Genomic DNA, 14971 nt, shown 5'->3' on the forward strand with positions numbered 1-14971 from the left:
AGATATAAGTCTTGGAGGCATTTAAAATCCTACATCGAGTACATATAAACAAAGTTGAAACCTTTAATTTAGGCCATTCTTCAAGTCTTAGTATAGATAATAACACGGCTGCTGGTATTACCCCTAAAATAAAGACAGTATCTTCACCTTTTGATAAAGAAGTGAATATTGAAGAACTTATTAAATCAAAACCAGATGTAGTTGTATTATGGTCGGGTAAAGAAGCACTTCAGAAAAAAATAGAACAATTAAATATACCTGTAGTTATAATATCCTATGATACACCAGAAGAACTTAAGAAGTCTGTAACTTTAATGGGGAATTTACTTGGAGAAGAAGAAACTAAAAAAGCTTCTCAATTTTGTTCCTACTATGATTCTAATATAAAGCGTATTACTGAAAAAACTTCATCTATTTCTGACAATGACAAATTAAAAGTGTATTATTCAGCAGATAGCCCTTTAAGTACCGATGGAAATAACTCAATAGTTACTTCCTGGATAGAAATAGCTGGTGGCATAAACACAGCTGCACAAAATGGAGTTAAAGGTATGTCTCAAACTGTTTCTATGGAAAATGTAGTCCAATGGAATCCTGATGTAATTATAGTCAGAGATGCGCCTAACAAAGATGCAATTTTAAAAGATGAGCGATTTAAAGACATCAATGCAGTTAAAAATAATAAAGTTTATATAAATCCCAAAGGTGTAAATGTGTGGTGTGCAAGAAGTGGTGATAATGCACTACAAGTATTATGGGCAGCTAAAACTTTATACCCTGACATGTTTACAGATATAGATATGAATAAAGAGGTAGAAGAATTTTACAAAGCATATTATAACTATAATGTAAACAGTGAAGATCTAGAAGATATAATGAATCCTAAAAAATAAATTCATAAATTTAAAGCTCATATAGCATTTTTGTATTCCTATGTTATATGAGCTTTAATAAATAACATTAGCCTTGCAAAATACTATGAAATAGTAGATAATATGTTTAATGATTACTGCTTTAGTTTAAAGTAGTTCAATTCATATTATTTTATTAAAAAGGTGGATCATTTATATGAAAGATAAAACATCATTATCGGCACAAGAAGTAGCCGAGCTTTTAGATATATCAAAAAATACAGTATATGATTTGATTAAAAAAGGTGAATTGCCTTCTTATCGTATTGGCCGAAAGGTTCGTGTTGATATTGAAGATGTTGAATATTATAAAAATAAAAGCAGAACTAATAATATTAAAATTATTAATCCTATTACTGAACGTAAGACTCAGGTACCCCAACAGCAGTCGTTAACTGAAGACAAAAATTTTATCATATGCGGCCAGGAACTGCTTCTTGATGTATTGACACAACACCTGGGACATTATCCAAATGAATTTCAAGTACTAAGAAGATACATAGGAGGCTATGACGGGTTGATAAACCTATATAAAGGCAATGCCTCTGTTACTTCTTGCAATCTATGGGATTCAGACAATAACATCTACAATATACCCTATGTCCGAAGATTACTGCCTGGTGTTCCCTGCATAATTGTCCGTCTTGCATGTCATATGCAGGGTTTTTATGTTTTCAAAGGAAATCCCAAAAATATATCTTCATGGGATGATTTATCAGGACCTGGCATCGTCATGGTAAATAGAGAAAAAGGTTCTGGTGTACGTGTACTTATAGACGAACAATTTAGGAAACTTGGAATATCAGGAAAACTTATCAATGGTTATGATGTAGAAGTTTTCTCTCATTTTGCAGCAGCAAGTGCTGTATCCAGAGGTGAAGCAGATATTGCTGTGGGAAACCAAAAAACTATTTCCCAAGTAGAGAATATAGAATTCATACCAATACAAAAACAAAAATGTGATTTAGTTATTAAGAAAGAAGATTTTGAATCTCCTATTATTCAGGCAATACTTTCCGTTCTGAATTCCCAGGAATTTAAAATGGAAATTCAAGGCATTGATGTGTACGATACAAGCGAAACAGGAAAAATTATAGGAGAAAGCTAATAAAAATTATTCATATTGTGCCCAGCTAATCTCCTTTGAACGATACGCCCTTTCCCAATCATTGCCCATAATTTCCAGTATATTGAGCATACCATCATATCCAAAATATGCTCTATCCACATATATATCTCTATTTGTGGGATTTAAAACATCAAAGGCAACCTTTATTCCTATTTCTTCTGCCATGTACTTCTCCCAGGCAGAACCAATAACTGTATCAATATAAAAATCACTTAATCCTTTTTTAATCTGATATCCATCTACAGAAAATGCTACCTTGGGTGAAATACCCAAGGTGCTTAGCTCCCAGTTGAGTACTTTTTTTGCTTCTTCTCTACCCGATTTTATCATTATGACTTCAGGAATCATTTCTAATTCTTTAAATAACATCCTCACAAGGCCAATTCCTATAGTGGCATCTGCAGATATGGCAATCCTGCAGTTACGATAACGTGGAATTATCATAAGTGCCCTCTTTCTCAGTAAACCTATTACCTTTTCTTCTCCTTCTTTAATCATTTGCTCCACTTTGTCTTCAACTCCAAAATATATGCCTATTGCCCTAAGCCACCTGGCAGTATTTTCTGTGCCAATAGGCAGTGGAATATCAGAAAGAATTAAAGGTATATGATGTATCTTCTCCATTTTTTTTGCAAACTGATAACCTGCATCATGGCTTAAAAGTATATTAGCTGAAGCTGATGCTGAATTTTTAATTTCTTCCATGGAAGTATTATGTGGAAGAACTGCCTGAACATTTATCCCTAATGAATTTAAAGTTTTAATTACCCAATTTAGATCTTCCCACCATGTAGGATTTAAATTTGCCTGCGGCGATATAATATTCACACTATTTTTGTATTTCTTTTCACCTTTCTTTATAAGAGGTATGATGGCATTTAGAGCTATATCCTGTCCGTCATAACTGTTACCTCTAAATCCACCTGCAACTATAGGTATAAGTCTTGCCTTTACCTCGGACTGCATACTTTTACATATCCCTTCTATATCTTCACCTATTATATCCGCAGCACATGTACCCACCACAAACATAGTCTTAGTATTAAAAGTATTGTCTGCATCCTTTATAAGCTGCTTAAGTTTCTCCGAAGCTCCCATAATAACATCTGTTTCAAATAAACGGGTACAGCCTACTTTTCTCCTGGTAAAATCTATCTCATGCAAATCATATGCATTTGCCACTGTTGCTGCACAGCCTTGTGGTGAATGAATAACAATACTCACATCCTCTATTCCTGCTATTACACTGGCAACACCTTCAAGGGCACATCCTAAAACCGGATCCTTGCTGTGCTCACAATTATGGAATTTCAACTCATCATACATTTGCCTCTCCTCCTATGTGCATATACTGTACAATCAGGCATATCTTGCCCTAGCTTAGGTGTTAATGATTGAATAGATGCAAGGCCTGACTTTTCAGGAAAAACCATTCTTTTAGATAATGAACTCCTTGGCCTAAAAGAATATTCCAGTGCTGTTTTAACACACTTAGCCACCTTAAGTGCTCCCCTAAAGCCAAATCTCGGACGATTTAGTATAGCATTTAAATCCACCAAAGGTATGGTTGGAAAGCTGAGAGAAGAACCAAAATAAACAGCTGAATCCTCACTTAGTCCCCCAAGAAAAGCCAACAATTCCTCTTCCGTCTGCTTCATGGATTCATATTTACCAAAAGCAACAGTACCTTTTGTAATTAAAACCTCAGGATCCAATCCAGTTTCTAATAAATAATCTATACTTGTTTCCCTTGCCTCTGTACTCCAAGGATGAAAATTAAATATAACCGGACGCATTCCAAGATCACGTTCAAGCATATGCGCAATAGATAATGATTTAATAGCATCATGTCCCTCAACAATAGCCAGTTTCCCTTGAAGAAATTTTTTAGCTTCCTCAAATTCATCTTTTATTTCATTATATTCTCTTTGTATTAAATCTTCAGCTTCTTTTTCCATGCCTAATTTTTTAGCTGCACCTTTTAACCACTTTTTAGTGGCACTAATACCATAAGGCAATATCGTGGAGTTTAATGGAGTTCCATATTCCTCTAACATAGCGTTTCCTATGGCATAGCCTAAATCAAGACAAAGAGTGCAATTTACAGCAACACTAGGCGCCCTTTTAATTTCCTCTAAAGTACAATTGCCTGCAATAACTGAATTAACTTCTGCACCCATTCCCTTTATCAACCTTACCAGTTCTTTTACATCTGTATCCACTTCAGTTCTTTCAGGCCCCATTTTACCTCCTACAATATTTACAGAATGTGCTAATCTAGCTTTTTCTTCCTCAGTAGGAGGGTCCATAAATCTTACAATTTGTTTAAATACCAGATCAAATCCACTTCTATATTCTCCTGCAAATCCTTCACAATGTATAGGCATTATTTGGGCATTTATCTCATCTTTTATTTTATCTGCCACAGCATCCACATTATCCCCGATAATTCCAGTTGCACAGCTGGTAGCAATAAAAATTACATCTGGATGATATTTGTCATCCACTTCTTTAATGGCCCCTTTTAACCCTTTCTCTCCCCCGTATATTACATATTTTTCATCCATATTGGTACTGACTACTGCCTCATAAGGGGCACCACTGTTTCTACTGTTGGTTAACTTATATGATTGTTTAACTCCATAGGCACATCCGCTGGGGCCATGGGCAATAACAATGGAATTTCTTATACCACTTAAAATTTTTGTAGCTGTCCAAAATTTACAGGGACGGGTATGGCTGCCCTGCAGATTAGTTTTAATCTTGCCTTCTTTAGCTAAACGGTATAATCTACTCAATTTACCATGAAAAACAATACTATCATTTACACTATTCAATAAAATTCACCCCCTGAGAATTTAATTAATTGAGCATATTGCCCATTAACAACTAATTGATTTCTAGTGAAATGGGCAATATACTTAAAATTATTAGTTTATTGATTATGAGCTACCATGTATTTAAAATCCATTCTCTATCATGCTTGTTTTCCATATCGGCAAACATGGTGTTAGCAATCATGTCAGCCAGCAGCATAGCACCTTTGTATCCAATAACAGGTTGTCTCCATAACCCTGACCTATCAAAAGTCGGGAATCCCACTCTAACCATAGGAATTTTATAATCTATTGCCATAAATCTGCCTTTAGAATGTCCCATGATTAAATCCACCTCTATTGATTTATCTTTCAATCTGCGCTCTAATTCCCATAAATCGGAATTCCATATTACTTCTATATCACAATTTGCATTTTCCTCTATTTGAGTTAATCTTTGATCCTTTTGATAAGCCTTGTTATCATCTCCCAGCAAAAGAAGTACAGGCTCTAATTCGCATTCCAAACAAAACTGTGCAAGTCCTATAACCAAATCAGGATCACCATAAATTGCAACTTTTTTATTTGCAAAGAACATGTGGGCCAGATTTACCATGGTATCAATGGCTAATCCACGTTCTTCAACTAATGATTGTGGTATTGGTTTACCTGTCAACTTACTGATATTTTTCAAAAACTTATCTGTATTTTTTATGCCAACAGGTATATCCTCAATTACTGCTGGAACTTTAAATTTTGTTTCAAGCAGTTGAGCTGCAGCACCGCCTTCGTATTTACACAAGGCTATAGTACCAAGAGAATTAGCAGAATCTTCTATATCCTCTACTGTTGTATTCCCGTATGCAAATCTGGATTTATCCGGCATAATTGGTGTCATAAATGTTTCTGTATCTATAAGTATATTTCCCTTTACATCCATTTCTTTCAATATATGCTTAATTTCAGCTACATCACCGGGATTTAGCCATCCAGTTATAACATTTAATTTACCATTTGGCTCCCCTTTTTTTGCTAAAGCATTGACAAATGCTTTTACAGCTACATTATAACCCTGAACATGACTTCCACTATAACTTGGGGTATGAACTGGAATAAGGGTAACTTTTCTATCAGGATGTGATTTCTTTAGCTTCCTATTCATAATTTCCGCTATACCTTCAATATCATCACCTATGGTTTCAGTTGAACAAGTAGTAACAATAGGAATTATTCTTAAATCTGGATATCTGTCTACAAGTACCTGAACTCCTTCTTCCGCATTTTTCTTTCCACCAAAAACAGCTGCATGCTCATGTATGGAAGATGATGCCATTTCGAAATTTTCTTTAAAATGCTGTGCAAATAACAATCTGACAAACATTGAACATCCTTGTCCACCGTGCACTAAAGGAATGCAGTCCTTTAATCCGATAGATGCAAACTCTGCACCACAAGGTTGACAATTGTATATCGGATTTACTATTCCCGCCCGTTCTTTTTCTTTTATTTCTAAGGACATACTATCACCTCTATTCTAATTTATTAGTAATTTGGATTTTTTAATTCAGCATTTAATGACCTTGTTACAACTACATCTAACAATTTTGTCTGTAGGTCATTAATTACAGATTTTTTTTCTGATTCATCAAGTTCTAAAAACCACGGAAATTTCTTTTTTATAACTTCTGAAAATGCTTTTCCTTCAGTATAGAAATATTTATCCATTAATGTTTTATCTTTCACTTGCTTACCTGTACAAATTTCAAACGTAGCGTCCAAAATCCCTTTTATATTCTCCTCTCTATCCCAGGAACGAGAATAAAATTGCCACAAATAACGTTCTTGAATAAACGAAAATAATTCTTCTACTCTGTTTTTCATAGATATCCCTACACCTCTCTTATATCTTCTCCGGCAAGTTCCCAAAGTGGAGATCTGGTAGCATTATATACATCTCTTGCCAAATTTACAAAACCTTCAAATCCCATGTAAGGTCCATTGTGATATGCGTGTCCATTAATATATGGTATGTGCAGTTTTTTAACTAAATCACCAACTCTAGGACCTGTAAATATCACATCCGGTTTAACTTCATCCAAAACCTCAAAAAATTCCAATTCGTTGGCATCATCCAAATAAATTGCCCCCGTTTTTCCTCTTGCAATTACTTTTTCAAAGTCTTCCTGGTGTCCAAATTTTGATGACATTGCCACAACTTCAACACCCAAATCATCTTCAAGGGATTTTGTCCAGTGCCATAATCTAGGTCCTCCTGTCCATATGCAGGCCTTTTTACCCTTTAATTTTTCCTTGTACCAGTCAAGTTTTGGCTTCCATTTTGCATATTCTTCAGAAATTAATTCCTCTACTTTATCCTCTATTCCAAAGAATGTTCCTATTTTTCTCAGTCCTTCTGCGGTATAATCAAAGCCCCATGAATCAATATCAATACGAGGAATATTGTATGTTTTTTTCAATTCATTGGCTATATACCCTGCAGATCTGGCACAGTTAACCACACTTAGCTGGGCTTTATGCATGGACCTGAGGCCATCATAGGTACCATTACCTGTAAAATGGGCTATCACCTGGATTCCCATCCTGTCAAGATATCTGCTTAAAACATAGCTGTCTCCCTGAATATTATAATCTCCAATAAGATTTATGGTATATGGACTTTTGATTTCAGGTTCAAAAGTTCCTACCTTTTCATTCATCCAGCTAATATTGAACACATGGTGTCCTTTAGACTGGCTAACTCCTGCAAACCCGGCACATTCAGAACAAAATATATCTACGTCACCTAATTCTTTCTGCACTTCTCTCGCAACTGCTTTAGGGTCATCACCTATTAATGCTGTAGCACAGGTAGTATACACTATCATTCTTTTTATATTTGGAAATTCAGCAAAAGCCTCCAGCATACTTTGCTTTAATATTTTTTCACCGCCAAATACAACATGCCTTTCTTTAACATCTGTAGACCATGCGTGTTTAAGCTGAAAATTATCATTGTCACTTGGATAACGCTTTGTGTGCCATGTGTTATATGCACATCCCACAGGGCCGTGAATCAGCTGAATTGTATCTTTGAGGACTCCCCCTATAACAAGCTTTGATCCACAAAAGCTGCAGCCTCTTTCAGAAAGTGTTCCTGGAATGGTATTTATGTTTGCATCAGGTAAAAACATTGTGGTGTCTTCTCCAGGCTGCTTCACATAACAATGTCTTTTTCGCTCTGGAATAGTTTCATCACACTTAAATAACTTTAATGGCATTTTTTACATACCTCCTTAATTTTAAAATATTATACTTTATTTGAAGTAAACTACCTCCACTCTGTTCATACTTTTAATTCATGTATCTTTAAATTTCTAAATAATATACAAAAGAGGAGGAGGTATTTACAACAATTAGACTCATTAAGAACCTTATAGGCTTTGAGCATGCATGGAATTTTCAATTAATCCAATAGGCCATATTTCATAACCATTTGTTCTAAGTCAATAATCTTTAAAGGTTTAGGTATAACAAAATTTTTATTTTCTATAATCTTACGTGCTAATTCTCCATATTCCTTTGCCTGATTGCAGTCAGCATCATATTCAACTACTGTCTGCTTGTTAAACTCTGCTTTTTGAACTATATTATCCCTAGGTATAAAATGAATCAGTTGAGTACCTATTGCTTCGGTAAATTCCTCCATGAGTTCTAATTCTTTATCAACCATACGGCTGTTGCATATAATACCACCTAATCTGACTCCACCTTGATCTGCATATTTAAGTATACCCTTACAAATGTTATTTGCCGCATATACTGCCATCATTTCTCCAGATGCAACAATATATACTTCCTGTGCTTTTCCTTCACGAATAGGCATTGCAAATCCTCCGCATACAACGTCACCTAAAACGTCAAAGTGCACAAAGTCAAGATCAGGAGAATAAGCTCCAAGCTCTTCCATTAAATTAATTGAGGTTATAACACCCCTTCCTGCACAGCCGACGCCAGGCTCAGGTCCTCCAGATTCAACACAGCGTATATCTTTAAATCCTGTTTTAATAACAGCTTCTTCTGTTATTGAATCCTCCCCCTCTTCTCTAAGAGTATCCATTATTGTACTTTGAGTCATCTCTCCAAGTATAAGACGTGTACAGTCTGCCTTGGGGTCACACCCATGAATAAAAACCTTTTTGCCATAGAAATGAGCCAGTGCTGCAGCTGTATTTTGTTGTGTAGTTGATTTACCTATTCCACCTTTACCATAAAACGCTATCTTTCTTGTCATTTTTTATTCCCCCTTTAAATTATAAATTATTAAAATAATTAAACTTTATATTGATTTTCCGCTTTCAACTAATAGATATCACCTCCCTATTTAATTAATAGTTAATAATTAATAATTTATAGTTACATCTATTACTTTCCAATAACAGAAGATAACTGGCAGTCAACTTCTTCAAATTCCTGAACGGCCCGGAGAATCCCTTTATCTATAGGATCATACATCTCTATAGCTCTAATTCCCTCTGTTTCTAATTTTTCTTTTGGATCAAATCCAATTCTGAGTACAAGCACTGCATCACAGTCCTTTATAGATTTAATTATTCTTGAAATTTTATCATCATGTTCATCACAGTCTTCAATTCCTGTACAATATTTATTTACATCTCTTTTTTCCAAAAATTTCACGGTGCCTGAATCATATGAATAAATGTAAAATTCATCAGCATGTCCGAAATGTTGATCTATATTAATGCCTGATTTTGATGAAATTGCAAATTTATACTTTTTGCCTTTAGATATGCACTTTTCAAGATCATGTTTTTCTGCTTTAACAGAATGTTTACTTTCACAGATTCCACATCCTGCATTTCTAAAATCTATAGAGCGATCTTGGGATAAGGTGCCTATTGCATCTGCCCTACACTGTCTGCAGTGATACATTTGCTTTATATCAACTTCACATTCTTTCCTCATTTCATTCAACTCTATATTTGAAACCAGAGGCAAATGTTCAAACCTACTTCCTGGGACTGGTATCATCTGCATTATGTTTGTCATATATGCCCCGCACTCTTTAACTCTTTTAACAACTTCTTTTATATGCTTGTCATTTATTCCTTTAAGCATAACTATATTTACTTTACACACTACGCCACTGGAACATAAATAACTAAGTCCTTTAAGCTGATTATCCAAAAGTATTTCTGCCCCTTCTTCCCCTACATATTTATGACCTAGATAGTTAACTTCTTTATATATTTTTGCTCCTATTTTTTTATCTACAGCATTTATGGTTACTGTGACATGGGATACCCCAAGTTTTATAAGTTCATTTGCATAAAGTGGAAGCATAAGGCCATTAGTTGATAGACAAAATATAGTTTCTGGGGACTCTTCCCTTATAAGTGTTAAAGATTTTCTTACCTCTTGAAAATTTGCCAGTGCATCTCCGGGGCCTGCTATACCTACAACAGTTAAACTTTTCATGTTACTTTTAACTACTTTAAATTTTTCAAGGGCTTCTTCCGGACTTAAAATTTCACTTGTAACTCCAGGCCTACTTTCATTTGCACAATCATATTTTCTGCTGCAGTAATTACAGCTTATATTACATTTAGGAGCCACAGGTATATGCATTCTGGCAAATTTATGAGCGTTATCTCCAAAACAGGGATGTATATTGGATTTCATCTCCCTATTAATTGGAACATAGATTTCACATGGATTATAATCTACAGCCCTTAAATTTTTATTTTTCAACTCAATCATCTCCTTATCAGCTTTTCATTTAGAATCTTTTATATTTGCCTTAAATTACTAATTGCAGTTTAAAAACTATATTGAACCTGATGCTCTTTTATGGTATAATTTTGTTATATATGGTTAGAATTTGACATATTCTGACTCATTTTTTTGAGTATATCTCTTGGCATTTCCTTCACAAAACTAAGAGGTATGCTCTAGTTCATGTTAACCTACCTAAAACTATTCACAACTTAATTACAATTATTTTTCTATATTTCTAAATTAACTATCAATGTAACATCCAACAATAAAATATTGATCAAACATCAAGCTTTTTAGATTCTTATAAAAAGTGTTAGTATGATTTTGAATAATAATTTATATGAAAATATACCACAATTTTTCTAAAAAGGCAATAGTTTCATTAATATTTTATCAAAATAAATATACTATTAATAATAATATATCAAAAATATAGCATTTAAATTGATATATTGATAGTTACCTAAATCTCTACTCTTTTTATTTACACATCTCCTTTTCTAATTTTTAATAGCAATGATATCACATAACGTTTTTATGCGAATTTATTTCAATTTGTTTAAAACACTATATTATTATATTGTTAATATTGTAATGTAATGTTTCGTAAATTGCAATAGCATTTTGATTATTTATCAGAAAAACTATAATTTATTGATAAATAGTTAATTATTTATTGTCTTTACAAACGATTTACTATATTATTTTGGAATTTCATAATAAAAGCTTATCTCATATTAAATCAAAATCCATTACAATAACTTGACTTTTATCGAAATAAAAAATATAATAATACGAAACAATATAAAATATATTAAAAACATCCATTTATATTGTGTAATATAAATTTTTATATCAAAATATTATGTTTAGTATAAAAATATTATCATACTTTATTGAACATTAAGGACTGATATTAAATAAAAGATGTATCACCTGAAATTCAAAAATAATGGTGAGGTGCTTGCAGTGAATTTCTTTGAAGTAATTGGAAATAGCATTCTTATTGAACTTAATAAAAAAAATTGGACTCAATCTATGTTTGCCCATAAGATTGGAGTTTCAGATGAGGTATTTAAACAAATTGTACAAGGTAAGAAAGCACTAAATGCTGTTGAAATAGCTAAAATTGCAGATACTTTAGATGTGGATCCAGAAAAGCTTTTAAGGGAAGAGAAAAAAATTTATTGTGAAGATAATTTATCCGAAAAATTCATTAACAGCTTTTACAACAAAGATAATTTTAAACTTATATATTTCATAATTGAAGAATATATAAATATGGAGGAAGATTTGCATGAATTCAAATTATCTAAAAAGAATACTTCTGGAAAATGACATCAAAAGTATCAAATCCAAAATTAATATATTAATAGAAGAAAATCACATCATTAATCCTATAATAAAGGATGATATGTTTAAACTATTAGAATCAGTAGGTAAAGTACTCTATTATCCTATCAAGGATAATGTGTGTGCTTTTTATGTTAAAGCAGACAATAATCATTTCAAAGAAAATATTATCTTCATAAATACCTTCATGCCCTATGAAATACAAATATTTACAGCAGCTCATGAATTTGCACATATTATTGGTATTGCCGAAAATCATGAAGAACTTCTTGTAAAGGATAAAATTTTTGATTATGTCTTTGATAGTATGGAGAACATAGATAAAAATGAACTGCTAGCAAATTATTTTGCCTCTGAGTTATTGGTAAAAGATATAATTTTAGAATCACAACTTCTAAAAATGAAAATAAATAGACTAGATTCTATAACTATGGAAGATATTATAAGGCTAATGGATATATTTTTATTTCCTTACAAACCTATGGTACTAAAATTATATTGCATAGGTAAGATATCCTATGAAAAATATGAAGAATTAATTGATATTAATTGTGATAATTCCATATTTCAATTACAAAATAGACTTGGTTTGTGTTCTAGAAACAACGAACTGACAAGAATTAAGAGCTTCTCTAACTTTATCGATTTAGCAATTAATTCTTATGAGATGACTGTAAGAACTTATGATAAATTAAAGTATGTATTAAAATTATTTGATTTAACACCTGAAAAACTTGGTGTGAAAAAAAAATTACCTAAACATCTTTCAGAAGAAGGATTAGAAGAGATACCTTATGACTTATAATGGAAAATACGACTGTTTAATTTTAGATGCGGATATTTATTATAAGTTAGTACAATTTGAAGATATAAATGCTTTTGTAAAAATCATTGATAATATAACAGATAAGGCTTACATACACGAATATGTTTATAAGGAAGAAATTCTCACAAAAAGAGAGCAGCTGGAACAATTAATTGCTGTGAAAAAATTAGAGATATTATATCCAAGAAATATACTTGATAAAATTGGATATAGCGTGTACAAGGATTCATTTAAAATTTTATGTGAAGAGTATATAGGCCTTGAAAATCTCTGTAAAAGACACGGCCATTTAGGAGAAGTGTATTCACTCGCCATTGCGAAAGCATTAAGTATAACTATATTTATGTCTGACGAAGGCGGACTTAAGCCAATAATTAAAAGACTCTTAAATACAGGAATAAATGATATTAATATGTTCAGATTAAAAAATATTATTCATTGGATAAGGCACAACCCAGAATGTGACATTACCAGGCGGGAAGCAAAAAAAATTTTTTGCTACACCTGCAGTAAAGGAAATATAAAAAACAGAAAAAGATGTTTCGATGATATATGGAAAATTTAGATACTCTTAAATATTATAGTTGATACCTAAAATTAAAGATAATAACGTTCAAATTAAGAACGTTCATAAAATAAATAACTTTCGTTAGGAGGAAATTCTATGTTAATGATTAAAGCTATTATAAGACCAGAAAAAGTAGAGTCAGTTTTATCCGCACTTTCAAATGCAGGTTTTCCGGCTGTTACAAAATATGATGTTGTAGGAAGGGGGAAGCAGCAGGGACTTCAAGTGGGTTCCATACATTATGATGAAATTCCTAAGGAAATGCTCATGATTGTTATAAATGACACTGACAAAGATGAAGTAATAGATACTATAATACGCACAGCAAAAACTGGAGAAGAAGGGGCATTTGGAGACGGTAAAATTTTTACAGCACCTGTAGACGAAGTTTACACAATAAGTACAGGCTCTAAAGAACTTTAAATAAAGGAGATGACACTATGAAAGAAATTAACGCTATTATTAGAATGAATATGGTGAGTAAAACTGCAACTAATTTGAAAAAAGCGGGATTTCCTTGTTTTACCTGTAGAAAAGTTCTTGGACGCGGTAAAAAAATGGTAGATCTTAAGGTATCTAATGGTGAAATATCTATAAATAGACACCAAGCAGAAAATTTGTCTGAACAACACAGACTAATATCCAAAAGATTGTTTACAATAATGGTAAATGACCAGGATGTACAAGAAGTAGTAGATATAATTATTAGCACAAATCAAACTCATAACCCAGGAGACGGGAAAATATTTGTAAAAGATGTCACTGAGGTTATACGAATAAGAACTTCAGAAACAGGTGTACTGGCTTTATAATATAAGAATTATCTGTCAATAAAAAAGGATTTATTATGTTGTTTTACACTACCTAATAAATCCTTTTTCTATTGAATTATTGTAAAATAGGCCTGGCCTCAACATATCTTATATTTAACAGTTACCTTAAACCGGCCCTTTTCTTCTATTTGAGCATCAGCCTTTAAATTAAAATTATCCAATCCATTTTCAAACCACTTTGGGACATGACTGCAGCTTATTACAAGTTCAGAAAAGGTTTGATTTTTAAAAAATGGAACTAATATTTGTTTGGTAGTAATATTTGGATTCTGTTGTTGCACCTTAACAAGATCTAAAAAATAACGTCCTTCTTGTCCAATCTTAACAGGTTCACATACATACTTATCTTGAGATTTTGGAGAAGATTCTAATAATTTACGCTCTTCATCCTCCTCTTTTTCCATGACATGATCTAGAAATTCATCAGGTCTTCCAGTTATTTCCCAGGAATTCACTTCAAATCTCTCTAAAATGCTGTAGGGAATTCCTCCAATTTTTCTTCCTACAAAAATTTTACATTGTCCTAAAGATTCTACCATCTTTATAATTCTTTCTCGAATCAAATTTACATCGGTTATTTTGTATATTGAAAAAATTATTTCATCCTTTATCTTCCATTCTTTATCCTGTTTAGTATATACTTTAACTAAACCTGGTTCTGAAAAAGAAGCTATTTCTCCATTATAATTTTCTAATACTGCAATTTCTTTATTCATAATCTCTATACTAAGTTTATAAT

General features: G+C 32.6%; 14 protein-coding genes and 1 pseudogene. 7 read left to right on the forward strand and 8 right to left on the reverse strand.

Annotation, left to right across the window (positions count from 1 at the left end; all coding sequences use genetic code 11):
• Positions 1 to 11: 11 nt before the first annotated feature.
• A complete protein-coding gene (locus CKL_RS08550; protein WP_012102133.1) occupies positions 12 to 893 on the forward strand; it encodes an ABC transporter substrate-binding protein in 882 nt (293 codons plus the stop codon).
• Positions 894 to 1068: 175 nt separating this feature from the next.
• Positions 1069 to 2019 carry a substrate-binding domain-containing protein gene (locus tag CKL_RS08555; protein WP_012102134.1) on the forward strand — a complete coding sequence of 317 codons (951 nt, stop codon included), beginning with the start codon at positions 1069 to 1071 and terminating at the stop codon, positions 2017 to 2019.
• A 6-nt stretch (positions 2020 to 2025) separates the two neighbouring features.
• On the opposite strand, the gene CKL_RS08560 is transcribed toward CKL_RS08555, so the two are convergent.
• The 7 genes and pseudogenes from CKL_RS08560 to nifB form a co-directional block, all read right to left on the reverse strand.
• Positions 2026 to 3366 carry a nitrogenase component 1 gene (locus tag CKL_RS08560; protein WP_012102135.1) on the reverse strand — a complete coding sequence of 447 codons (1341 nt, stop codon included), beginning with the start codon at positions 3364 to 3366 and terminating at the stop codon, positions 2026 to 2028.
• Positions 3351 to 4877 (reverse strand): nitrogenase component 1, encoded by a 1527-nt coding sequence (locus CKL_RS08565; protein WP_012102136.1) that lies wholly within the window; start codon positions 4875 to 4877, stop codon positions 3351 to 3353. Before CKL_RS08565 ends, CKL_RS08560 begins: the two co-directional genes overlap by 16 nt.
• A 112-nt stretch (positions 4878 to 4989) precedes the next feature.
• A complete protein-coding gene (locus CKL_RS08570; protein WP_012102137.1) occupies positions 4990 to 6375 on the reverse strand; it encodes a nitrogenase component 1 in 1386 nt (461 codons plus the stop codon).
• Between the two features lie 23 nt (positions 6376 to 6398).
• Positions 6399 to 6737 (reverse strand): Fe-only/vanadium nitrogenase subunit delta, encoded by a 339-nt coding sequence (locus CKL_RS08575; RefSeq protein ID WP_012102138.1) that lies wholly within the window; start codon positions 6735 to 6737, stop codon positions 6399 to 6401.
• An 8-nt stretch (positions 6738 to 6745) separates the two neighbouring features.
• Entirely contained in the window at positions 6746 to 8134 is a 1389-nt protein-coding gene (gene vnfD / locus CKL_RS08580; RefSeq protein WP_012102139.1) for a nitrogenase vanadium-iron protein, alpha chain, read from the reverse strand.
• 185 nt (positions 8135 to 8319) lie between these two features.
• On the reverse strand, positions 8320 to 9147 hold the full coding sequence (gene nifH / locus CKL_RS08585; protein WP_012102140.1) for a nitrogenase iron protein: 828 nt from the start codon (positions 9145 to 9147) through the stop codon (positions 8320 to 8322).
• Between the two features lie 131 nt (positions 9148 to 9278).
• Positions 9279 to 10562: pseudogene (nifB, locus tag CKL_RS08590) on the reverse strand (nitrogenase cofactor biosynthesis protein NifB); the annotation flags it as partial.
• A 1059-nt stretch (positions 10563 to 11621) separates the two neighbouring features.
• Between nifB and CKL_RS08595 the strand changes: the two are divergent.
• From CKL_RS08595 to CKL_RS08615, 5 genes are all read left to right on the forward strand, one after another.
• Complete coding sequence (locus CKL_RS08595) at positions 11622 to 11990, forward strand: helix-turn-helix domain-containing protein (protein ID WP_012102142.1); 369 nt, start codon at positions 11622 to 11624, stop codon at positions 11988 to 11990.
• Positions 11950 to 12810, forward strand: a complete 861-nt coding sequence (locus tag CKL_RS08600; RefSeq protein ID WP_012102143.1) for an ImmA/IrrE family metallo-endopeptidase — start codon at positions 11950 to 11952, stop codon at positions 12808 to 12810. Before CKL_RS08595 ends, CKL_RS08600 begins: the two co-directional genes overlap by 41 nt.
• The gene (locus CKL_RS08605; protein ID WP_012102144.1) at positions 12800 to 13396 is read left to right on the forward strand and encodes a hypothetical protein; all 597 of its coding nucleotides are present in this window, start codon (positions 12800 to 12802) and stop codon (positions 13394 to 13396) included. Before CKL_RS08600 ends, CKL_RS08605 begins: the two co-directional genes overlap by 11 nt.
• Before the next feature lie 99 nt (positions 13397 to 13495).
• Complete coding sequence (locus CKL_RS08610; protein ID WP_012102145.1) at positions 13496 to 13822, forward strand: P-II family nitrogen regulator; 327 nt, start codon at positions 13496 to 13498, stop codon at positions 13820 to 13822.
• 17 nt (positions 13823 to 13839) lie between these two features.
• Positions 13840 to 14211: a P-II family nitrogen regulator gene (locus tag CKL_RS08615; protein WP_012102147.1), complete on the forward strand. Its 372-nt coding sequence runs from the start codon at positions 13840 to 13842 to the stop codon at positions 14209 to 14211.
• Positions 14212 to 14309: 98 nt separating this feature from the next.
• Here CKL_RS08615 and anfO read toward each other — a convergent pair whose 3' ends face one another.
• Positions 14310 to 14948, reverse strand: a complete 639-nt coding sequence (gene anfO / locus CKL_RS08620; protein ID WP_012102148.1) for a Fe-only nitrogenase accessory protein AnfO — start codon at positions 14946 to 14948, stop codon at positions 14310 to 14312.
• Positions 14949 to 14971: the final 23 nt, after the last annotated feature.

The organism is Clostridium kluyveri DSM 555, from assembly GCF_000016505.1.
Classification (GTDB): domain Bacteria; phylum Bacillota; class Clostridia; order Clostridiales; family Clostridiaceae; genus Clostridium_B; species Clostridium_B kluyveri.

What these genes read in the sequence shown, in the direction of transcription:
- CKL_RS08555 (WP_012102134.1), top strand. Translation starts at nt 1,069, where the DNA reads ATGAAAGATAAAACATCATTATCGGCACAAGAAGTAGCCGAGCTTTTA.
- CKL_RS08560 (WP_012102135.1), bottom strand. Translation starts at nt 3,366, where the DNA reads ATGTATGATGAGTTGAAATTCCATAATTGTGAGCACAGCAAGGATCCG.
- CKL_RS08570 (WP_012102137.1), bottom strand. Translation starts at nt 6,375, where the DNA reads ATGTCCTTAGAAATAAAAGAAAAAGAACGGGCGGGAATAGTAAATCCG.
- CKL_RS08575 (WP_012102138.1), bottom strand. Translation starts at nt 6,737, where the DNA reads ATGAAAAACAGAGTAGAAGAATTATTTTCGTTTATTCAAGAACGTTAT.
- vnfD (WP_012102139.1), bottom strand. Translation starts at nt 8,134, where the DNA reads ATGCCATTAAAGTTATTTAAGTGTGATGAAACTATTCCAGAGCGAAAA.
- nifH (WP_012102140.1), bottom strand. Translation starts at nt 9,147, where the DNA reads ATGACAAGAAAGATAGCGTTTTATGGTAAAGGTGGAATAGGTAAATCA.
- CKL_RS08600 (WP_012102143.1), top strand. Translation starts at nt 11,950, where the DNA reads ATGAATTCAAATTATCTAAAAAGAATACTTCTGGAAAATGACATCAAA.
- CKL_RS08605 (WP_012102144.1), top strand. Translation starts at nt 12,800, where the DNA reads ATGACTTATAATGGAAAATACGACTGTTTAATTTTAGATGCGGATATT.
- CKL_RS08610 (WP_012102145.1), top strand. Translation starts at nt 13,496, where the DNA reads ATGTTAATGATTAAAGCTATTATAAGACCAGAAAAAGTAGAGTCAGTT.
- CKL_RS08615 (WP_012102147.1), top strand. Translation starts at nt 13,840, where the DNA reads ATGAAAGAAATTAACGCTATTATTAGAATGAATATGGTGAGTAAAACT.
- anfO (WP_012102148.1), bottom strand. Translation starts at nt 14,948, where the DNA reads ATGAATAAAGAAATTGCAGTATTAGAAAATTATAATGGAGAAATAGCT.